Below are 20,045 nucleotides of genomic sequence, written 5' to 3'. Positions count from 1 at the left end.
GCCGTCAGTGGGTGTAGGCCTCCACCTCCGACACCTGGCCCGCGGGCCAGCCGGTGTTCGCGGTGAACGTCAGCCGCAGCCAGCGCACCGGAGTCCCGGTGAGCGTCACCGTCGCGGTGTTACCGCTCGACGGATCGAAGGTGTAACCCGTCGGCGCCTTCAGGGAGCCGTACGCGGAGTTGTCCGTACTGCCCGTCACACCGATCGTCTGCGTGCGCGTCGCCCACGCGGCGGCCGGCGGCAGCTTCAGCACCAGACGCCTGACGGACCTGGCGGCGCCGAGGTCCACGGTGACGGACTGCGGGAAGGCGTTGTTGCGGCTCTCCCAGTAGCTGTCCGCCTTGCCGTCGACCGCGTTGCCGGCGCCGTACACGTCGGCATGGCTCGTCTCGGTGACCGGGCGGCCCTGGGCGAGGTTGCCCGTCTCCTCGGGCGGGTCCGTGGGGTCCGTGGGATCGGTCGGATCCGTGGGTCCGCCGCCCCCGGGAACCCCGCCGTTGGTCCACACCGGGTCCGGCCAGACACCGGTGCAGGCGGGCGGGTTCGCGTACCAGCCGGAGTTGCCCGTGCCCTGGGTGATCTGGAAGCCGCTTCCCACGCAGTTGTGGATCGGGTTGGACTGCGCGATGTGCGTGGCGACGACCTTGCTGAACGAGGCGGTGCCCGGGGCCTGGATCTGGAGGGCGTACGTACCGGCGCCGTCGATCTTGATGTTGTCGAAGTGCAGCCCGTTGCTCGCACCCTCGATCAGGTGGATCGCCGCGTAGGAGCTGTCCAGGATCTCGCTGTCGGTGATGTTGACGGTCGCGTTGCTGATCGGTTCGTTGAGTCCGCTGAACCAGATCGCGCCGACGCCGAACCGCCAGTTGAAGTCGTTGTTGCCGGTACGGATCAGGGTGTTGCGGGCGGCGGTGTGCGTACCCGAAACGGCCGTACCCTGACCCGAGTTGACGCCCGGATACCGGTTGGCGATGTGGAGTCCGCCACCGTTGGTGACGGTGTCCGACATGACGTTGTCGGAGATGGTGATGTCCTTGCCGCCGTACGTGACGATGTTGTTGGCGAGGATCGGCAGGACCACGGTGTTGGACGTGAACGCGTTCTTCACGTTCGGGACGTTCTCCGCCCACATGGCCAGTCCGTCGTCGCCGGTGTTGCGGACGAAGGTGTTGGTCACGGTGGAGTTCGTGACGCCGTAGTGGAAGTTCACGCCGTCGGCGGTCTGGTCCAGGATGCGGCTGTTCTTGATGGTGAAGTCGTCCATCGGACCGTCCATCCAGGCACCGCACTTGGTGTGCTGCATCCAGACGTTGTCGACGACCGAGTGGGACATGGCCCCGCCGATGGCGTTTACCTGGTCGTTGTCCACCCGCTCACGGATGTCGCCGATGATGGCGAAGTCCTTGAGCGTGACGTTGCTGCTGCCGCCCTGCGCCGCGTACTTCCCGTAGACCCCGACCGCCTTGCCGCGGTCCGTGGGGTGACGCCCGGTCAGCACGCTGTACCAGGGGCCGGCGCCGCGCAGGGTGACCTTGTCGACGACGATGTGGTCCTGGACCTTGAAGGTGCCCTGCGGGATGTACACCTCCTTGCCCTGCGTGCGGCCCGCGTCGACCGCGGCCTGGATCTTCGCCGTGGAGTCGGCCGACCCCGTCGGGTCGGCGCCGAAGTCGCCCACCACGTCCAGGGCGCCCGGCGGCCTGCCGACCGGCGCGCCGACCTGCTCGAAGTCCGCCAGGTCGATGGTGAACGACGGTGAGGCCGCGGTGGAGGTGACCTGGAGCCGGACCTTCGTACCGGCGGCCAGGGTGGACCCGAACATGGTCCGGGTCTCGTCGTAGAAGTGGTGCGGGTCGGTGTCCCCCGGGTTGTTGTTGAAGGGGTAACCCCCGTAGAACCAGCCGTACTTCGAGGTCACCGGAACGCTCTTGAGCGAGCTGCCGCCGACCCGCAGGTCGAGTGAGGCGTCCCGGCCCGCCCCCGCCGCGTCGTCCGGCAGCGAGTAGCGGAACGTCATGGCGTTCGCGGGGGCGGTGAGCGTGAACTCGACGTACTCCCCGACGGAGTCCAGCGTGACGGCCTGCCGGCCGGAGGCCTCGGACGGCAGTGAGCCGTAGCGGCGGTCGGGTCCGATCAGGGAGCCGTTGGTGGCTGCGTACTCGGCCTCCTGCTCCTTGAACGGGACGGTGGCGCCCCGGCCGGATATTCCGACGGGGGAGGGTGCGGGGACCGCCGCCGCCTGTGCGGGGGGAGCGCCGGCCAGCACGACCGCGGCGGCGGTGCCCGCCGCGGCCAGGGCCAGTGCGAGGGAGGCGGAGAGAGACCTTCTGAGGAGACGTGGTCCAGGGAGGGGTGGGGTCACGTGGGTCGTCCTTGCGGCTCGACGGGCTCTGCGGACGCCCCACAGGCTAGGAGCTCCTACGTAAAGAAGTCCATCGTCCTGCGCAAAAGTTCGTTGTACTTACTCAAATTAATGACGTGATCGCGCGAATGCCGAGCGCACGACGGGGGCATGTGTTTTCGGGAAGTGAACGTTGTCATGCCCATTGACAGTCGATCCGCCGCCCTGGCTTCATGTGAACAACGGAATGGGAGCGCTCCCATCCCCGCTGCCCGCCTCACCGCCATGAAAGGCGACAACGGATGAAGCCACGGATGAGAAAACGGCTGGCCAGGGCGACGGCCGCCGCCGTCACCGCGACCGCCCTGCTGATGACACTGTCCGGTCCGGTCTCCGCGCAGGCCGCGAGCGGGACGCCTACTCCGTCGGCGGACGCCGCGCCGGCCGCGGTCACGGCCGGTTCCGGCACCGACTGGCTGCACACCGAGGGCAACCGGATCGTCGACGCACAGGGCAACCGGGTCTGGCTGACCGGTGCCAACTGGTTCGGCTTCAACGCCACGGAGCGCGTCTTCCACGGCCTGTGGTCCGCCAACCTGGACACCGTCACCCGGCAGATGGCGGAGCGGGGCATCAACATCATCCGTGTGCCGATCTCCACCCAGCTCCTGCTGGAGTGGAAGGAGGGCCGCGCGGCCGCCTCCAGCGCCGTCAACACGTGGGCCAACCCCGAACTCGCCGGCAAGACCACGCTGGGCGTCTTCGACGCGTTTCTCGGCGTGGCGGAGAAGTACGGCATCAAGGTGATGCTCGACGTCCACAGCGCGGAGGCGGACAACTCCGGGCACGTGTACCCCGTGTGGTGGAAGGGCGCGATCACCACCGAGCAGTTCTACTCGGCCTGGGAGTGGGTGACCGCCCGCTACAAGGCCAACGACACCCTGGTGGCGATGGACGTCAAGAACGAACCCCACGGCAAGCAGTCCGACAGCCCCCGTGCCAAGTGGGACGGCTCCACCGACCAGGACAACTTCAAGCACACCTGTGAGACCGCGGGCAAGCGCATCCTCGCGATCAACCCGCACGTCCTGGTCCTGTGCGAGGGCATCGAGATCTACCCCAAGGACGGGACGAACTGGTCCTCCACCTCGGCGGCCGACTACCACGGCATGTGGTGGGGCGGGAACCTGCGCGGGGCCAAGAAGCACCCGGTCGACCTCGGTGCGCAGCAGGACCAGCTGGTCTACTCCCCGCACGACTACGGACCGCTGGTGTACCAGCAGCCCTGGTTCCAGGGCACGTGGGACCGCACCACGCTGGAGCGCGACGTCTGGGACCCCAACTGGCTCTACCTGCACAAGGACGGCACAGCGCCGCTCTTCGTCGGGGAGTGGGGTGGTCACCTCGACAACGGACCGAACCAGAAGTGGATGACCGCCCTGCGCGATCTGATGGTGGAGAACGGCATCCACCACACCTTCTGGTGCCTCAACCCCAACTCCGGTGACACCGGCGGACTGCTCGGCTACGACTGGGCGACCTGGGACGAGGCCAAGTACGCCGTGCTCAAGCCCGCCCTGTGGCAGTCGGGAGGCAAGTTCGTCAGCCTCGACCACGAGGTCAGGCTGGGCGGCCCGGCCAGTACCACCGGCATCTCCCTGGGCGATCTCTACGGCGGCTGAGACCGGCCGCCCGCCCGCCGCACCATCCCGATGACCGCCCTGGGGTGTCGATGAAACCCCACCGCCTCGGCACCCCAGGGCTCTCCACCTCGCACGCCCGGCGCGCCGGGCGTGCGAGTCAGCCGTCCTGCCGCAGGGCGTTGATCAGCAGCAGAGCGATGTCGTCGTTCCCGGGCGTGTAGCGCCTTGCGTACCGCACGAGCGTGTCGGCGACGGAGTCCATGTCCTGGTCGAGGGCCAGGGCGAAGTGCTCGGCGAGGTCGGCCGTGGCGTCGTCGAAGTCCACGCCCGGCGCCTCGACCAGACCGTCGGTGTACATCGCGAGCGTCGCGCCGGGAGGCAACGGGACCTGCGCCGTCGGGTAGCGGGACGCGGGGTCGATCCCGAGCAGCAGACCGGGCGGCAGATCGAGCACCTCCGTCTGCCCGTCCGGCTGCCTCAGCAGCGGCCCCGGATGTCCCGCGGTGGCCAGGCAGGCGCTGTGTCCCGCGAGGTCGAGATGGACGTACAGACAGCTGGTGAACAGCCCCGGGTCCAGGTCGGTGAGCAGCCGGTTGGTGCGCGCGAGGACCTCGTCCGGTGGCGCGCCGGCGGAGGCGTGCACGGCGGTGCGGACCTGTCCCATGAGCGCGGCGGCGTTCTCGTTGTGGCCCTGTACGTCGCCGATGGTGGCGGCGGCGGTGGTGTCGTCGAGCCGGATCAGGTCGTAGAAGTCCCCGCCGACGCCCATGCCCCGGGTCGAGGGGAGGTAGCGGGCGGCGACGTCCAGACCGGTGATCGAGGGGAGGGTCTGCGGCAGGAGGTGGGCCTGCAGGCTGTGCGCGAGCCGGTTCTTCGTGTCGTACAGCCGCGCGCGGTCCAGCGCCTGCGCCAGCAGCCCCGCGATCGAGGTGAGGAGGGCGCGTTCCTCCGGGTCGAAGGGCTGAGGGCGGTCGTAGGCGAGGATCAGCGAGCCGACCGGGTGGCCGGAGACGATCAGCGGCAGGAAGGCGCAGGCGCCGACCACGTTGCGCAGTCCCGCGCGCGGATAGGCGCGCTCCAGATCGGCGAAGGTCGGGAAGAAGTCCGGAATGCCCGTCGTCAGCACATGCGCGGCCGGGGTGGCCGAGGACAGCGGGGCCCCGTCGAAACGGTCCATGAGTGTGGGCCGGCTGCCCCGGCGGCCCTCGACCCGCAGCCGCCCATCCGCCGAGGTCATCACGACGAGGGTCTGGACACGGAACGCGGGCATCAGCTGGTCCCCGGCCAGCTCGATGACGTCCTGCGTGCCGACGGCCTCGGTGAGCGTCGCCGCGAGATGCATCAGGTGGTAGAGGGCGGTCGCACGGCTGGGCACGGCCCCGGAAGGCGGCAGCGAGGGGGCGGGGGCGTCCACGGGACCGGGTTCGGAGGTGGGCATGATGCGCACGCTGATGCCGGTGGCGTTCGGGAACAGCTGGAACGACAGCCACTGGTCCGGTGGTCTCAGCACGGTGAACGAGGTCTTCTGGCGGCTGATGACGGCTGCCCGGTAGTGGTCCTCGACGGAGGGGTCGTGCAGCCACGGGAGTGACACCCAGGGCAAGGTGCCGTGCACCTCGTCCGCCGGGGCGCCCAGCAGCGCCGCGGCGGCGTCGTTCAGGTAGGTGACCGTCCCGTCCAGTGCCAGCGCGCAGCTTCCGCCGGGCAGCCGCTGGACGAATTCCATGACGGCGGCGGCTTCCACCGGATCGGGCTCGGGTGGCTCCGGCGGAGGCAGCACCCGGGGCTGGCTCCCCGCCACGATCGGGTAGCCGTTGCTCGCGGACTGCCGCAGGAGCGTCCCGATGCCGTTGCACCCCCGGAGCACGGCCGCGCGCTCGTCGGACCTCAGCTGCGGGGGGTGGGACCCCGGCCACATCAGCACCAGGCCGCCCTTCTGGGCGGTGCCGGTGTGCAGCGGCGCGGCGGCCAGGGCGAACTGGTAGGGCAGGACGAGCGCGGGGCGCGGATAGCGGCGCGCCAGCTCCTCCTGGCTGCCGAGCCAGATCAGACAGCCCAGGCGCACGGCGTCCGCCACCGGGATCGGAGCGGACAGCGGGACCCGGGTCCAGGGGAAGGCCAGGGGGGCGGGCACCCCCGCGAGCAGAGCCAGGCGCAGTGTCGTGTCGTTCTTCGGCAGGAGGTAGAGCATGACCACGGATGCGCCCGTCTCATGCATGAGGTGGGCCACGGCGCTGTCCAGCAGCTCCGTGCCCGAGCCCGACGCGGCGACAGAGGGGGCGAAGTCCTGCACGCCTTCCAGCGTCTCCCGTGAGGGACCACCGCGCACCCGCTGCGGGACACGGCCCCCAGGAAGTCCCGGCCGCGACATGAGGTGAACGAGCGCTCGCGCTCCGTGTCCGTCTCCGTCTCTGCGGCCCGAGCGGGGAGGGGGCTCGTGGCCAGGCCGGAGGGGTGCGACGGCCCTGACCTCGAACGCGCCGGGATCGCCCCGTACGCGCGACCGCCCCGCACGCGCGACCGCGTCGCACGCGTGCCGGGATCGCACCGCACCGGCACCGCACGCGCGACCGCACCGCACGCGCGCCGGGGCCGCACGCGCGACGCCACCGCACGCGCGACGCCACCGCACGCGCGACGCCACCGCACGCGCGAGGGCCCGGATGCTGGGGAGCATCCGGGCCCTCGTCGTCGCGTTCCGCGTGCTTACGGGAGCTGCGCCGCCCGTGCCTCGCGGCGGTTGTCACGGAAGGTGTTCACCCGCCGCGCCGTGGCGAAGAGCGGGATCACCGCACCCAGGACGACCTGCAGCGCACAACCGGTCTGGAGGAGCAGCTGACCGCCGGGCGCGTCGAACGCCCATGCGGCGAGGAGCCCCATGGCGGCCACGATCCAGCTGAGCATCGCCACCGCGAGGACACCCCGCGGCTTCGGGTACTCGACCCGGCTGACCATCAGCCACGCCACGCCGATGATGGCGAGCAGCGTCGGCACGAAGGGCAGCTCCAGCAGCACGATCGACACGACCGTGAGCGCTCCGAAGGGGCTCGGCATGCCCTGGAACATGCCGTCCTTCAAGGTCACGCAGGAGAACCGCGCAAGCCTGAGCACCACCGCCAGCAGCACCACGATCGCCGCCAGCGCGGAAACCCGCTGGTGGGCGTCGTCCGCGACCATCCCGTAGACCAGGACGAAGTACGCCGGGGCGAGCCCGAAACTGATGAGGTCGGAGAGGTTGTCCAGCTCCGCACCCATCGGCGAGGAGCGCAGCTTGCGTGCCACGAGGCCGTCGAAGAGGTCGAACACGGCGGCCATGAGCATGAGGATCACCGCGGTGGCGGCGGAGTGCCGGGCCATGCCCGACTCGTCGCTGCCCGTGAGATGCGGGATGAGGATCCCCGTGGTGGTGAAGTACACCGCCATGAAGCCGCACGTGGCGTTACCCAGGGTGAGGGTGTCCGCTATCGACAGCCTCATGGACAGAGGCATGTCCTCCGTGCCGTCGGCGTCGTCGTCATCGGCGGCCTCGGGCACCCAGCCCGCCTGGGTATCCGGATCAATCACGGTCAATTCGAGTCACCCCCGCGGTGGTGGCCTGGCCGACCTCGACCGCGACGTCGACACCTTCCGGAAGGTAGATGTCCACGCGCGAGCCGAAGCGGATCAGACCGATGCGTTCGCCCTGCTCCACCTTCGTGCCCTGCGGGATGTAGGGGACGATACGACGGGCGACCGCTCCCGCGATCTGCACCATCTCGATGTCGCCGAGCTCGGTGTCGAAGTGCCAGACAACGCGTTCGTTGTTCTCGCTCTCCTTGTTGAACGCCGGTACGAACCCGCCGGGGATGTGCTCGACCGAGGTCACGGTGCCCGCGAGCGGGGCCCGGTTGACGTGCACATTCAGCGGGCTCATGAAGATCGCGACGCGCGTGCGCCCGTCCTTCCACGGCATGATGCTCTGCACCACGCCGTCGGCCGGCGAGATGACGCGACCCTGGGTGATCTCGCGCTCGGGGTCGCGGAAGAACCACAGCATGCCCGCCGCGAGCGCGGTGGTGGGCACGGCCACGGCGGCCCAGCGTCCGGACTTGCGGGCCCGGGCGAGGCTGAGTGCCGCGGTGGCGACGGTCGGGAGGAGCCACGGCGATGCTCCGCGGGCGAGGCGGACCCCGCCGCGCGTTGCAGGGATTTGGCTGTCGGGCATGGATGACCTTCGTAGCGGATGATGCCGCGCTGGCAACGGGGGGACGGCGGCTTTCCGGCGATGCTATCGGGTGAGAGCGGCAACTGGGCAAGCCAGCAGCCGAGTCGGACAGCTGAAAGGCTCCGGACGGGGATGACTCGGTGTGATGTTCTTCGCCACCAAATCACCCCGAAAGGGACATTCAGCCCTGGAGCCGGTACTCCTCGAGCAGCCGGCGACCGATGATCATTTTCTGGATCTCGGCGGTACCTTCACCGATCAGCAGCATCGGGGCCTCACGGTAGAGGCGCTCGATCTCGTACTCCTTGGAGAAGCCGTAGCCGCCGTGGATACGGAAGGCGTCCTCGACGACTTCCTTGCAGTACTCGGAGGCGAGGTACTTCGCCATCCCTGCCTCCAGGTCGTTCCGCTCCCCGGAGTCCTTTTTGCGTGCTGCGTTCACCATCATCGCATGGGCGGCTTCGACCTTGGTGGCCATTTCAGCCAGTTTGAACTGGATCGCCTGGTGCTGGGCGATCGGCTTTCCGAAGGTCTGGCGCTGCTGGGCGTACGAAACGCCCAGTTCGAACGCACGCTGTGCGACGCCGCAGCCACGTGCGGCGACATTCACGCGTCCTACCTCGACACCGTCCATCATTTGGTAAAAACCACGGCCGGTCGTGCCGCCCAGTACACGATTGGCCGGAATGCGCAGTCCGTCCATGATGAGCTCGGTCGTGTCGACGCCCTTGTAGCCCATCTTGTCGATCTTCCCCGGGATCGTGAGACCGGGGCGGACCTCGCCGAAGCCCGCCTCCTTCTCCACGAGGAAGGTGGTCATCGACTTGTGGGGTGCCGTTCCCTCGGGGTGTCCTTCGTCACTCCGGCACAGCACGGCCACCAGGGTGGACGACCCGCCGTTCGTCAGCCACATCTTCTGGCCGTTCAGGACGTACTCGTCGCCGTCCTTCACGCCCTTGGAGCTGATCGCGGAGACGTCGGAGCCCAGGGCCGGCTCGGACATGGAGAAGGCGCCCCGGACCTCGCCCAGGGCCATCCTCGGCAGGAACGTGTCCTTCTGCTCCTGCGTGCCGTGCTGCTTGAGCATGTAGGCCACGATGAAGTGCGTGTTGATGATGCCGGACACGCTCATCCAGCCCCGGGCGATCTCCTCGACGCACAGCGCGTACGTCAGGAGCGACTCGCCCAGACCGCCGTACTCCTCGGGAATCATCAGCCCGAACAGGCCGAGTTCCTTGAGCCCTTCGACGATGTCCGTCGGGTATTCGTCGCGGTGCTCCAGCTGGGTCGCGACGGGAATGATCTCCTTGTCGACGAAATCCCGGACCGTCGAGAGGATTTCCCGCTGGATGTCGGTCAGGCCGGCGGTCTGCGCGAGTCGGCTCATGGCTACTTCTCCCCGTTCTTGCTCGACGGCTGGTTCAGCTCCGGGCGGCCGGGCTGCTCTCCGCCGCGCTCCTTGATGTACGTCTCGGTGGGGACCATCACCTTGCGGCGGAACACGCAGACCAGCGTGCCGTCCTGCTTGTAGCCCTTTGTCTCCACGTGAACGATGCCGCGGTCGTTCTTCGACCTCGACGGCGTCTTGTCGAGCACGGTCGTCTCGCCGTAGATCGTGTCGCCGTGGAAGGTCGGCGCCACGTGCTTCAGCGATTCCACCTCCAGATTGGCGATCGCCTTTCCGGAGACGTCCGGCACCGACATGCCGAGCAGCAGCGAATAGATGTAGTTGCCGACGACGACGTTCTTTCCGAAATCGGTCGTGCTCTCGGCGTAGTTGCTGTCCATGTGCAGCGGGTGATGATTCATGGTCAGCAGGCAGAAGAGGTGGTCGTCGTACTCCGTGACCGTCTTCCCGGGCCAGTGCTTGTAGACAGCACCGACCTCGAACTCCTCATAGGTGCGTCCGAACTGCATGTCAGGCCTCCGGGGCTTCGAACTTGGAGGTGCGCTGCATCCCGGCCGCGCGGCCCTTGCCCGCGATGACCAGGGCCATCTTGCGGCTCGCCTCGTCGATCATCTCGTCGCCGAGCATCGCCGAGCCCTTCTTGCCGCCCTCCTCCGAGGTGCACCAGTCGTAGGCGTCCAGGATGAGCTCGGCGTGGTCGTAGTCCTCCTGCGAGGGCGAGAACACCTCGTTCGCGGCGTCCACCTGACCGGGGTGCAGGACCCACTTGCCGTCGAAGCCGAGCGCCGCCGCGCGGCCGGCGACCTCGCGGTACGCGTCCACGTCGCGGATCTGGAGGAACGGGCCGTCGATCGCCTGGAGGTCGTGGGTACGGGCGGCCATCAGGATGCGCATGAGGATGTAGTGGTACGCGTCCGCCGGGTAGCCGGGCGGCTGCTGGCCGACGACCAGGGTCTTCATGTTGATCGAGGCCATGAAGTCGGCGGGGCCGAAGATCAGCGTCTCCAGCCGCGGCGAGGCGGCGGCGATGTCGTCGATGTTCACCAGGCCCTTGGCGTTCTCGATCTGCGCCTCGATGCCGATCCGGCCCACCTCGAAGCCCATCGTCTTCTCGATCTGGGTCAGCAGCAGGTCCAGCGCGACGACCTGCTGGGCGTCCTGGACCTTCGGCAGCATGATGCAGTCGAGGTTGGGGCCGGCGCCCTCGACGACCGTGATGACGTCGCGGTACGTCCAGTGCGTCGTCCAGTCGTTGACCCGCACGACCCGGGTCTTCCCCGTCCAGTCGCCGTTGTTGAGCGCGTCGACGATGTGGTGCCGGGCGCCCTCCTTGGCGAGCGGCGCGCAGGCGTCCTCCAGGTCCAGGAAGACCTGGTCGGCCGGGAGGCCCTGGGCCTTCTCCAGGAAGCGCGGGTTGGAGCCGGGGACCGCCAGGCACGAGCGGCGCGGACGGAGCCGGTTCACAGGGGCCGAGTGGGCCGCGGCGGAGCCGCCCGAAATCGGGGTGGAGGCGGGCGACGGGCTGGGCGTGGTCATGCGGGGACCTCCAGAGGGTCGAGCTTGTTCGCTTTCCGGATCTCGTCGACGATACGGCCGATGATTTCCGTGATGCCGAAGTCCTTCGGGGTGAAGACGGCGGCGACACCGGCGGTGATGAGGGCGTGCGCGTCGGCCGGCGGAATGATGCCTCCCGCGATGACGGGAATGTCCGGCGCACCGGCGTCACGCAGCCGGTTGAGCACGTCCGGCACCAGCTCGGCGTGCGAGCCGGACAGGATGGACAGGCCGACGCAGTGCACGTCCTCGGCCAGCGCGGCATCGGTGATCTGTTCGGGAGTCAGCCTGATCCCCTGGTAGACCACCTCGAAGCCGGCGTCACGCGCGCGTACGGCGATCTGCTCGGCACCGTTGGAGTGCCCGTCCAGGCCGGGCTTGCCGACCAGCAGACGCAGCCGTCCCACGCCCAGGTCCCCGGCGGTGCGGGCCACCTTCTCCCGTACCAGGGCGAGCGGGGTGCCGGGCTCGGCGGCGACCGCCACCGGCGCGGACGAGACGCCCGTCGGGGCCCGGAACTCGCCGAACACGTCGCGCAGGGCCCAGGCCCACTCGCCCGTGGTGACGCCCGCCCGGGCGCACTCGACGGTCGCCTCCATCATGTTCTCGGTCCCCGCGGCGGCCTTCTTCAGGGCCGCCAGCGCCTCGGAGGCGCGCGCCTCGTCGCGGTTGTCGCGCCACTCGTGCAGCGCGGCGACGACCCGGGCCTCGTTCTCCGGGTCCACCGTCATGATCGCGGCGTCGAGATCAGCGGTCAGCGGGTTCGGTTCGGTCGTCTCGTAGATGTTGACGCCGACGATCTTCTCGTCGCCGCCCTCGATCCTGGCCCGCCGGGCGGCGTGCGAGGAGACGAGTTCCGACTTGAGGTAGCCGGACTCGACGGCCGCCATCGCGCCGCCCATCTGCTGGATCCGGTCGATCTCGGCGAGCGAGTCGGTGACCAGCTCGTCGACCTTGGCCTCGATGACGTGGGAGCCGGCGAAGATGTCCTCGTACTCCAGCAGATCGCTCTCGTGCGCCAGTACCTGCTGTATGCGCAGCGACCACTGCTGGTCCCACGGGCGCGGCAGCCCGAGCGCCTCGTTCCAGGCGGGCAGCTGCACGGCGCGGGCGCGGGCGTCCTTGGAGAGGGTGACGGCCAGCATCTCCAGCACGATGCGCTGGACGTTGTTCTCCGGCTGCGCCTCGGTCAGCCCCAGGGAGTTGACCTGCACGCCGTAGCGGAAACGGCGCTGCTTGGGGTTCTCGATCCCGTACCGCTCACGTGTGACCTGGTCCCAGATGCGCCCGAAGGCGCGCATCTTGCACATCTCCTCGATGAAGCGGACACCCGCGTTCACGAAGAACGAGATGCGGGCGACGACATCCCCGAACCGCTCCTCGGGCACCTGCCCCGAGTCGCGTACGGCGTCGAGCACCGCCACGGCCGTCGACATGGCGTACGCGATCTCCTGGACCGGAGTCGCTCCCGCCTCCTGCAGGTGGTAGCTGCAGATGTTGATCGGGTTCCACTTCGGGATGCGGTTGACCGTGTACGTGATCATGTCGGTCGTCAGGCGCAGCGACGGGCCCGGCGGGAAGACGTGCGTACCCCGCGACAGGTACTCCTTCACGATGTCGTTCTGCGTCGTGCCCTGGAGCTTGCCGGGGTCGGCGCCCTGCTCCTCGGCGACCACCTGGTACAGCGCCAGAAGCCACATCGCGGTCGCGTTGATCGTCATCGACGTGTTCATCTGCTCCAGGGGGATGTCCTGGAACAGCCGCCGCATGTCACCGAGGTGCGAGACGGGCACGCCGACCCGGCCCACCTCGCCGCGGGCGAGGACGTGGTCCGGGTCGTAGCCCGTCTGCGTGGGCAGATCGAAGGCGACCGACAGACCCGTCTGGCCCTTGGCGAGGTTGCGCCGGTAGAGCTCGTTGGACGCCTCGGCCGTCGAGTGACCGGCGTACGTCCGCATGAGCCACGGACGGTCCTTCTGACGTTCGGTCATCGTGGACCTCAGACGTTGCGGAAGCGGTTGATGGCGTCGATGTGCTGCTCGCGGAGCTCCGTGTCGCGCACGCCCATGCCCTCACGGGGGGCGAGGGCGAGGACGCCGACCTTGCCCTGGTGGAGGTTGCGGTGGACGTCGTACGCGGCCTGGCCGGTGTCCTCGAGGGAGTAGACCTTGGAGAGCGTCGGGTGGATCTTGCCCTTGGCGATCAGGCGGTTGGCCTCCCACGCCTCGCGGTAGTTGGCGAAGTGCGAGCCGATGATCCGCTTGAGCGACATCCACAGGTAGCGGTTGTCGTACTCGTGCATGTAGCCCGAGGTCGAGGCGCAGGTGGTGATGGTGCCGCCCTTGCGGGTGACGTAGACCGAGGCGCCGAAGGTCTCGCGGCCCGGGTGCTCGAAGACGATGTCGATGTCCTCGCCGCCGGTGAACTCGCGGATGCGCTTGCCGAAGCGCTTCCACTCCTTCGGGTCCTGGGTGCGCTCGTCCTTCCAGAACTTGTAGCCGTCCGCGTTGCGGTCGATGACCGCCTCGGCGCCCATCGACCGGCAGATGTCGGCCTTCTCGGGGCTGGAGACGACACAGATCGGGTTGGCGCCGCCGGCCAGGGCGAACTGCGTGGCGTAGGAACCGAGCCCACCGCTCGCGCCCCAGATCAGGACGTTGTCGCCCTGCTTCATGCCCGCGCCGTTGCGTGAGACGAGCTGGCGGTAGGCGGTCGAGTTGACCAGGCCCGGAGCCGCGGCCTCCTCCCAGCTGAGGTGCTTCGGCTTCGGCATCAGCTGGTTGGACTTGACGAGTGCGATCTCCGCCAGGCCGCCGAAGTTCGTCTCGAAGCCCCAGATCCGCTGCTCGGGGTCGAGCATCGTGTCGTTGTGGCCGTCGGAGGACTCCAGCTCGACCGAGAGGCAGTGCGCGACGACCTCGTCGCCCGGGGCCCAGGCGTTGACGCCCGGGCCGGTGCGCAGGACGACGCCCGCGAGGTCGGACCCGATGGCGTGGTACGGCAGGTCGTGGCGCTTGGTGAGCTCGCTGAGCCTGCCGTAGCGCTCCAGCAAGCCGAAGGTCGAGACCGGCTCGAAGATCGAGGTCCAGACGGAGTTGTAGTTCACCGAGCTGGCCATCACGGCGACGAGCGCCTCGCCGGGGCCGAGCTCGGGAACGGGCACCTCGTCGAGGTGCAGCGACTTGCGGGGGTCCTTGTCGCGGCTGGCGAGGCCGGTGAACATCTCGGCCTCGTCCTTGTGCACGGTCACCGCGCGGTACGACTCGGGGATGGACAGGGCCGCGAAATCAGCGGCCGTGCTGTCCTGCGATTGGATCGCGTCCAGGATTTCCTTCACGGTGATGCCTCCGGCAGATCGGGTTTCCGGCGTCGAGGGAACGCTCGAAGTACCCCTGTGGGCAGGGGTGCGGTGCGGTGTGGAGGTGTGCCGTCGGTTCGGCGGGTGGTGCTGGGGCCTGCTCGGTGGAGCAGAAGGGTTTGCCTGTGACGCAGGCGCCCGGGCGCGCGGACACGTGGTTCGCGGGGACAGCCGGCGTACGAGAGATCTCTGCACGCCGGCCGCCCGGACACCTTCAACGTATGGCACTGCGTGACAGGTGGCAAGGCACCCAGTGCCAACAATTTCTCTCAGTTGTCATCTCGTAGGCACGCATGAGCAACATCATGGGTGGTATGCCGTGTTGATCCCACTTCCGCGCAGGCGATGGCGCGGTGCGATACACGTACGGCGTCGTCGTGCCCCGTGGGCGGTCATCGCCCGGCAGGCGCCCGCGCGGAGCTCACCGGTTCGTCCGGCGCGTCAACGGCCCGGCCCGGGGCACACGAAAGTGATCTTGAAGTAGCCGTTCGACGGAACAGGGGTGGGCGCGGGATGGGTACACGCATACGCAGAGGCGGGCGCAGGGTCCGTGGGCGCTCGTTCGACCTACGGCGTACGGCCGTGGGCTTCGTCTTCCTCGCCCTCCTGGTCTGCGGTGCCGGTCTGGCCGTCCGCGCCGCCCTGGCGACCGCCGAGCGGCATCCGGTGCTCGCCGGGCTCTCCCTCGCCGCGCTCGTGGCCGGAGTGGTCGCGCTCCTGCGTGTGCGGCGGGGGCGCAGGGCCGCGGCCGAGGCGGCGGCGGCAGCGGTAGCAGCGGCGTACGAGGTCGTGGACGCCGCCCTGGAGGAGCCCGCACTGGAGGAGCCTGCCGGTGCCGGCCGCATCGACACCGAGGGCACAGGCCCGGCGCCCGAGCCTGTCCGTCCGGTCGACTACGCGGCCATGGACCCGTACGACTTCGAGGAGGCCGTGGCCGCGCTCTGCCGCCGCGACGGCTGCCCGGACGCCGAGGTCGTCGGAGGCGCGGGCGACCTGGGCGCGGACGTGGTCGCCACCACCCCGGACGGACGCCGGCTGGTCGTGCAGTGCAAGAGGTACACGGACGGCAACAAGGTCGGATCGCAGGATCTCCAGCGGTTCGGCGGCACCTGCTACGCGGTCCACGGTGCCGAGGCCGCCGTCGTGGTGACCACGGGGGACTTCACCGAACCGGCGCTGGAGTACGCCGAGCAGTGCGGCATCATCTGTGTCGCTCTCGACGAGCTCACCGCGTGGAGCGAGGGGGCCGCGCCCCCGCCCTGGTACGCGGAAGCGACCGTACAGCCGGCCGAAGGCTGACCGGCGGGGGGTCCTGCTCGCCGCGCCCGGTGCTCCTTCAGGGCCCGCCGGGCCCGGTGCTCCTCAGTGCTCCTTCAGAGCCCGCTGGATCGTCCGCATGACTTCGTCCAGGGGCGCGTCCGTACGGGCCACCGCGACCAGGACCTCGCCCTCCGTGGACACCGACGCCGCGGGGGCCGCCGCGGGCTCGGAGCCCGCGGTCCGGCCGGCCCCGATCCCGGTGCCGAAGGTCTCCCGGACGATCGCGAAGGCGTGGTCGAGCTGGGCCTCCACGTCGCCGTGCCCGTCGGCCCGCAGCCAGCGCCGCAGCACGTGGTTGTGCGCGGTCACCACCGCGGAGGCGGCCACCTCGGCGAGAAGCGGGTCGTCGTTGCCCACATGGTGGTCGCGCTCGTCGAAATGGCCCAGCAGATAGCGCGTGAAGAGCCGTTCGTAGCGGGCCACCGAAGCGATCTCGGCCTCCCGGAGCGTGGGTACCTCGCGGGTCAGCTTGTACCGCGCCACGGACACCGCCGGCTTCGCCGCGTACATCTTCATGACTTCCTTGATGCCGCGGCACACGGTGTCGAGCGGGTGCTCGTGCGCCGGTGCGGCGTTGAGGACGGCCTCGGCCCTGACGAGGGTGTCGTCGTGGTCCGGGAAGATGGCCTCTTCCTTGGAGCGGAAGTGGCGGAAGAACGTGCGCCGGGCGACCCCCGCGGCACCGGCGATCTCGTCGACCGTCGTCGCCTCGTATCCCTTGGTGGCGAAGAGTTCCATCGCCGCCGCCGCCAGCTCGCGGCGCATCTTGAGCCGCTGGGCGGCGGCCCGGGTGCCTGCGGCACTCTCCGGGGCGTCCGTCGCGGCGGAGGAACGGGGGGACTTGGCGGCTTGGACCATGAGGTGAACGTAACCCATCGGTGCGGGGGAGTGCGCCTGTGGGGGCGGGTCGCCCGAGGGCCCCAGCAACCCGCCCCACCCGGCCCCCGGGTCAGCGGCGGGCATATTCGCGGAAGCCGCGCCCCGTCTTACGGCCGAGGCAGCCGGCGGCCACCAGGTGTTCGAGCAGCGGCGCCGGAGCCAGACCCGGGTCGCGGAACTCGCTGTGCAGAACCTTCTCGATGGCGAGCGAGACGTCCAGGCCGACCACGTCCAGGAGTTCGAACGGGCCCATGGGGTAGCCGCCCCCCAGCTTCATCGCCGCGTCGATGTCGTCGAGCGTTGCGTAGTGCTCCTCGACCATCTTGATCGCGTTGTTGAGGTAGGGGAACAGCAGCGCGTTCACGATGAACCCGGCCCGGTCGCCACAGTCCACCGGGTGCTTGCGCACCTTCACGCAGACCTCGCGGACAGTGGCGTGCACATCGTCGGCGGTCAGCACCGTGCGGACCACCTCGACCAGCTTCATCGCGGGCGCCGGGTTGAAGAAGTGCATCCCGATGACGTCCTGGGGGCGCGAGGTCACCCGGGCGACGGCCACGACCGGCAGCGACGAGGTGGTGGTGGCGAGCACCGCACCCGGCTTGCAGACCTTGTCCAGGGTGGCGAAGAGCTCCCGCTTGATCTCCAGGTCCTCGGCCACCGCCTCGACCGCGAGATCGACGTCCGCGAAGGAGTCCAGGGAGCCCGCCGCCGTGATCCGGGCGAGCGTCTCGTCCCGCGCCTCCTCCGTCAGCCGCCCCTTGGAGACCGAACGCCCCAGCGACTTGGCGATCCGCGCCTTGGCGGTGTCCGCCTTCTCCTGGCTGCGTGCGGCCAGCACCACCGCGTACCCGGCCTTCGCGAAGACCTCGGCGATTCCCGAGGCCATCGTCCCCGACCCGGCCACGCCGACCGAGGAGACCGCGCGCCCGGCGACCGTGCCCGCGCTGTCCACCGGCGTCAGCGCGTCCGGCACCGTGGCCGGGCTGCCGGGGGCGTCGTAGGTGTAGAAGCCACGGCCGGCCTTCCGGCCGGTCAGCCCGGCCTCGCTGAGCTGTCCCAGCACCGGGGCGGGGGCGTGCAGGCGGTCGTGGGACGCCGCGTACATGGCCTCCAGAACCGTCCGTGCCGTGTCGATGCCGATCAGGTCGAGCAGGGCCAGGGGACCCATCGGCAGCCCGCAGCCCAGCTTCATGGCGGCGTCGATGTCCTCGCGGGAGGCGTAGTTCGCCTCGTACATCGCGGCGGCCTGGTTGAGGTAGCCGAAGAGCAGTCCGTCGGCGACGAAACCGGGCCGGTCGCCCACCGCGACCGGCTCCTTGCCCAGCTCACGGGCGAGCCGGGTGACGCTCTCCACGGCGGGCGGGGCCGTCAGGACGGAGGAGACCACCTCGACCAGCTTCATCGCCGGTGCCGGATTGAAGAAGTGCAGGCCGAGGACCCGCTCCGGGTGCTGCGACTCGGCGGCCAGCCGGGTCACGGACAGGGCGTTGGTACCCGTCGCGAGGATCGCCGTGGGGGAGACCACCGCGTCGAGCTCCCGGAAGACCTGCTGCTTGATCTCGTAGTTCTCCGGCACCACCTCGATGACCAGCTCCGCGTCCGCGGCGGCCTGGAGATCGGAGAAGGTGCGGAACCGGGCGAGGATGTCGCGCCGCTCCTGCTCCGTGATCCGTTCACGGAGCACGGCACGGGCGGTGGAGGCCTCCAGGGAGGCGACGGCCTGGCGGGCCGCGGCTTCGCTGACGTCGATGCCGATGACCTCGCGGCCCGCACGGGTCAGGACCTCGGCGATGCCGGTTCCCATCGTGCCGAGGCCGACGACGGCAATGGTGCTGAGCGGGGTGTCCATCACGGGACTCCAGGGTGAGTGACGACTGTGAGGAGCACGGCGGCGCGCGAGTGGGAAACCAACGGGCGCTCGGTGTGCGGGAATTGCGTGTCGTGGTGCACGGTCCCGGGGCACTCGGCACACCGGGGGGAAGGTGACGGGCTCTGTCCCGAGCCACGTCTCACGAACTGCCGAACCGACAAGCACTCCGGGTGGCTGCGTCACCAGGCCACCGGAGCCGGCGGGTGTGTCTCCCGCTCACTTGAGATTAACCGGCGAGTAACGAGCGCGCCAGCCCTGGCCGTCTGTGCGCTGGCACACAGTTCCGCGAACACGGTGCGTTCGTCACCCTAAACTCAGCGTCATGGATGAGGAGTTCCGCTCGCTTACGGACAGGCTCGGCGCCGAGGCCGGTGAGCCGGAGGTCTTCCGGCGGCTGCTCGCCACCGAGGACGACGAGGAGCTGGCCGCCGTCCTCGTGGAGCGCGAACGCCCGCTCTGGGCCCGGGAGATAGCGGCCTTCCGGCTCGGCTGCGGAGGTGACCCACGGGCCTTCGAGGCGCTGGTCCTCCTGCTCAACCACCGTGATCCCGAACGCTGCGTGTCGGCCGCCCACGCCCTGCGGCTCCTCGGTGACCCCCGGACGCCCCGGGCGGCGGCGGCCCTGGCCACCAACGGCCTGCGTACGGCCTACGCCCTGCACCCCGTACGGCTGCTCACCGCCCTGCGCGCCCCCGAGTCGGTGCCCGCGCTGGTCAGCACCCTGCACCGGCTGCTCATCCCGGACGAGCCGCACTGGCGCGTCGCCCTGGCCTGTGTCGAGGGACTGGGCAGCCTGGGGGACCCCAGGGCCCGCCCGGTCCTGGAGGCGGCGCTGCCGCACCCCCGCCTCGGCGCGGCGGCGGCGGAGGCGCTCAGCCGGCTGCCGGAGGGGTGAGGCCGCGCACGTAGCGGACCTCCGGCACCAGGGCGCCACCGGCCTCGAACGCCTCCTCCGCGCCGTCCGGCAGGAAGCCCTCCCGTTCGTAGAAGCGTCGTGCCCCCGCGTTCTCCTTCAGCACCCAGAGCGCCAGCTCGCCGAATCCGTCCGCCGACGCGCGGGTGCTCGCCTCGGCCAGGAGCGCGCGGCCCGTGCCTCTGCCGGTCCGGGAGGGGTGCACGTAGATGGCGTACAGCTCGCCCCGCCCCGGCAGCCCCGGCTGGTCGCGACAGGGGCCGTGACACGCCCAGCCGGTCACCGTGGCGTCCGGCGCCTCGGCGACCAGGTGCACGGTCCGGCCTCCGGCCGTGAGCTGCGCCCGGCGCCGTTCCGCGTCCTGCGCCGCGTCCATCGCGTCCAGATACGCCTGCGGGATCACCCCGGCGTACGCCGTCTGCCAGCCGCGTACGCGAATCTCCGCCACGGCCGCGCAGTCGTCGAGGGCCATGGTGCGCACACGCACGCCGGGGGCGTACGCGGGAGTGGGCCGTGTGGTCATGCGGCCCATCCTGGCGTACGCCACCGGCG

The 20,045-nt window shown here is 69.9% G+C and carries 15 protein-coding genes; 3 read left to right on the top strand and 12 right to left on the bottom strand.

The window, feature by feature from the left end; genetic code table 11:
* Positions 1 to 4: 4 nt before the first annotated feature.
* Entirely contained in the window at positions 5 to 2,362 is a 2,358-nt protein-coding gene (locus tag ACFYQ6_RS24065) for a discoidin domain-containing protein (RefSeq protein ID WP_361577462.1), read from the bottom strand.
* Positions 2,363 to 2,655: 293 nt separating this feature from the next.
* Here ACFYQ6_RS24065 and ACFYQ6_RS24060 point away from each other — a divergent pair, with 293 nt between their 5' ends.
* Positions 2,656 to 4,023 (top strand): glycoside hydrolase family 5 protein, encoded by a 1,368-nt coding sequence (locus tag ACFYQ6_RS24060; protein ID WP_361577465.1) that lies wholly within the window; start codon positions 2,656 to 2,658, stop codon positions 4,021 to 4,023.
* A 118-nt stretch (positions 4,024 to 4,141) separates the two neighbouring features.
* Here the strand turns inward: ACFYQ6_RS24060 and ACFYQ6_RS24055 are convergent, their stop codons facing one another.
* The 8 genes from ACFYQ6_RS24055 to ccrA form a co-directional block, all read right to left on the bottom strand.
* Positions 4,142 to 6,277 carry a PP2C family protein-serine/threonine phosphatase gene (locus tag ACFYQ6_RS24055; RefSeq protein ID WP_388764818.1) on the bottom strand — a complete coding sequence of 712 codons (2,136 nt, stop codon included), beginning with the start codon at positions 6,275 to 6,277 and terminating at the stop codon, positions 4,142 to 4,144.
* Positions 6,278 to 6,690: 413 nt separating this feature from the next.
* Positions 6,691 to 7,518 carry a CDP-diacylglycerol--serine O-phosphatidyltransferase gene (gene pssA, locus ACFYQ6_RS24050; RefSeq protein WP_356741093.1) on the bottom strand — a complete coding sequence of 276 codons (828 nt, stop codon included), beginning with the start codon at positions 7,516 to 7,518 and terminating at the stop codon, positions 6,691 to 6,693.
* 22 nt (positions 7,519 to 7,540) lie between these two features.
* The gene (locus ACFYQ6_RS24045; RefSeq protein WP_361577471.1) at positions 7,541 to 8,188 is read right to left on the bottom strand and encodes a phosphatidylserine decarboxylase; all 648 of its coding nucleotides are present in this window, start codon (positions 8,186 to 8,188) and stop codon (positions 7,541 to 7,543) included.
* Between the two features lie 181 nt (positions 8,189 to 8,369).
* Positions 8,370 to 9,575, bottom strand: a complete 1,206-nt coding sequence (locus tag ACFYQ6_RS24040) for an acyl-CoA dehydrogenase family protein (RefSeq protein WP_388764815.1) — start codon at positions 9,573 to 9,575, stop codon at positions 8,370 to 8,372.
* Between the two features lie 2 nt (positions 9,576 to 9,577).
* Entirely contained in the window at positions 9,578 to 10,105 is a 528-nt protein-coding gene (locus ACFYQ6_RS24035) for a MaoC family dehydratase (RefSeq protein ID WP_267078201.1), read from the bottom strand.
* A gap of 1 nt (position 10,106) precedes the next feature.
* Complete coding sequence (locus ACFYQ6_RS24030) at positions 10,107 to 11,132, bottom strand: HpcH/HpaI aldolase/citrate lyase family protein (RefSeq protein ID WP_388764813.1); 1,026 nt, start codon at positions 11,130 to 11,132, stop codon at positions 10,107 to 10,109.
* Positions 11,129 to 13,141 carry a protein meaA gene (locus ACFYQ6_RS24025; protein ID WP_361577478.1) on the bottom strand — a complete coding sequence of 671 codons (2,013 nt, stop codon included), beginning with the start codon at positions 13,139 to 13,141 and terminating at the stop codon, positions 11,129 to 11,131. The genes ACFYQ6_RS24030 and ACFYQ6_RS24025 overlap by 4 nt, the downstream gene beginning before the upstream one ends.
* An 8-nt stretch (positions 13,142 to 13,149) precedes the next feature.
* Positions 13,150 to 14,487: a crotonyl-CoA carboxylase/reductase gene (ccrA, locus tag ACFYQ6_RS24020; protein ID WP_388764810.1), complete on the bottom strand. Its 1,338-nt coding sequence runs from the start codon at positions 14,485 to 14,487 to the stop codon at positions 13,150 to 13,152.
* A 534-nt stretch (positions 14,488 to 15,021) separates the two neighbouring features.
* Here ccrA and ACFYQ6_RS24015 point away from each other — a divergent pair.
* Positions 15,022 to 15,807: a restriction endonuclease gene (locus tag ACFYQ6_RS24015; protein ID WP_361577481.1), complete on the top strand. Its 786-nt coding sequence runs from the start codon at positions 15,022 to 15,024 to the stop codon at positions 15,805 to 15,807.
* Positions 15,808 to 15,870: 63 nt separating this feature from the next.
* On the opposite strand, the gene ACFYQ6_RS24010 is transcribed toward ACFYQ6_RS24015, so the two are convergent.
* Positions 15,871 to 16,686 carry a TetR family transcriptional regulator gene (locus tag ACFYQ6_RS24010; RefSeq protein ID WP_388764808.1) on the bottom strand — a complete coding sequence of 272 codons (816 nt, stop codon included), beginning with the start codon at positions 16,684 to 16,686 and terminating at the stop codon, positions 15,871 to 15,873.
* A gap of 91 nt (positions 16,687 to 16,777) precedes the next feature.
* Complete coding sequence (locus ACFYQ6_RS24005) at positions 16,778 to 18,559, bottom strand: 3-hydroxybutyryl-CoA dehydrogenase (protein ID WP_361577487.1); 1,782 nt, start codon at positions 18,557 to 18,559, stop codon at positions 16,778 to 16,780.
* 343 nt (positions 18,560 to 18,902) lie between these two features.
* On the opposite strand from ACFYQ6_RS24005, the gene ACFYQ6_RS24000 reads away from it, so the two are divergent.
* A complete protein-coding gene (locus ACFYQ6_RS24000) occupies positions 18,903 to 19,475 on the top strand; it encodes an adenylosuccinate lyase (protein WP_361577490.1) in 573 nt (190 codons plus the stop codon).
* On the opposite strand, the gene ACFYQ6_RS23995 is transcribed toward ACFYQ6_RS24000, so the two are convergent.
* A complete protein-coding gene (locus tag ACFYQ6_RS23995; RefSeq protein ID WP_361577493.1) occupies positions 19,453 to 20,016 on the bottom strand; it encodes a GNAT family N-acetyltransferase in 564 nt (187 codons plus the stop codon). The two genes, ACFYQ6_RS24000 and ACFYQ6_RS23995, sit on opposite strands and share 23 nt — an antisense overlap.
* Positions 20,017 to 20,045: the final 29 nt, after the last annotated feature.

Origin of the sequence: Streptomyces sp. NPDC005494, assembly GCF_042872025.1 — a bacterium.
Taxonomy (GTDB): domain Bacteria; phylum Actinomycetota; class Actinomycetes; order Streptomycetales; family Streptomycetaceae; genus Streptomyces.
The sequence above is the reverse complement of the archived record's forward strand: the minus strand, read 5'-3'. Positions and strand labels throughout refer to the sequence as shown.

Excerpts from the sequence above, each read along its gene's own strand:
- ACFYQ6_RS24060 (WP_361577465.1), top strand. The coding sequence starts at position 2,656 with ATGAGAAAACGGCTGGCCAGGGCGACGGCCGCCGCCGTCACCGCGACC.
- ACFYQ6_RS24045 (WP_361577471.1), bottom strand. The coding sequence starts at position 8,188 with ATGCCCGACAGCCAAATCCCTGCAACGCGCGGCGGGGTCCGCCTCGCC.
- ACFYQ6_RS24040 (WP_388764815.1), bottom strand. The coding sequence starts at position 9,575 with ATGAGCCGACTCGCGCAGACCGCCGGCCTGACCGACATCCAGCGGGAA.
- ACFYQ6_RS24035 (WP_267078201.1), bottom strand. The coding sequence starts at position 10,105 with ATGCAGTTCGGACGCACCTATGAGGAGTTCGAGGTCGGTGCTGTCTAC.
- ACFYQ6_RS24030 (WP_388764813.1), bottom strand. The coding sequence starts at position 11,132 with ATGACCACGCCCAGCCCGTCGCCCGCCTCCACCCCGATTTCGGGCGGC.
- ACFYQ6_RS24025 (WP_361577478.1), bottom strand. The coding sequence starts at position 13,141 with ATGACCGAACGTCAGAAGGACCGTCCGTGGCTCATGCGGACGTACGCC.
- ACFYQ6_RS24015 (WP_361577481.1), top strand. The coding sequence starts at position 15,022 with ATGGGTACACGCATACGCAGAGGCGGGCGCAGGGTCCGTGGGCGCTCG.
- ACFYQ6_RS24010 (WP_388764808.1), bottom strand. The coding sequence starts at position 16,686 with ATGGTCCAAGCCGCCAAGTCCCCCCGTTCCTCCGCCGCGACGGACGCC.
- ACFYQ6_RS24005 (WP_361577487.1), bottom strand. The coding sequence starts at position 18,559 with ATGGACACCCCGCTCAGCACCATTGCCGTCGTCGGCCTCGGCACGATG.
- ACFYQ6_RS24000 (WP_361577490.1), top strand. The coding sequence starts at position 18,903 with ATGGATGAGGAGTTCCGCTCGCTTACGGACAGGCTCGGCGCCGAGGCC.
- ACFYQ6_RS23995 (WP_361577493.1), bottom strand. The coding sequence starts at position 20,016 with ATGACCACACGGCCCACTCCCGCGTACGCCCCCGGCGTGCGTGTGCGC.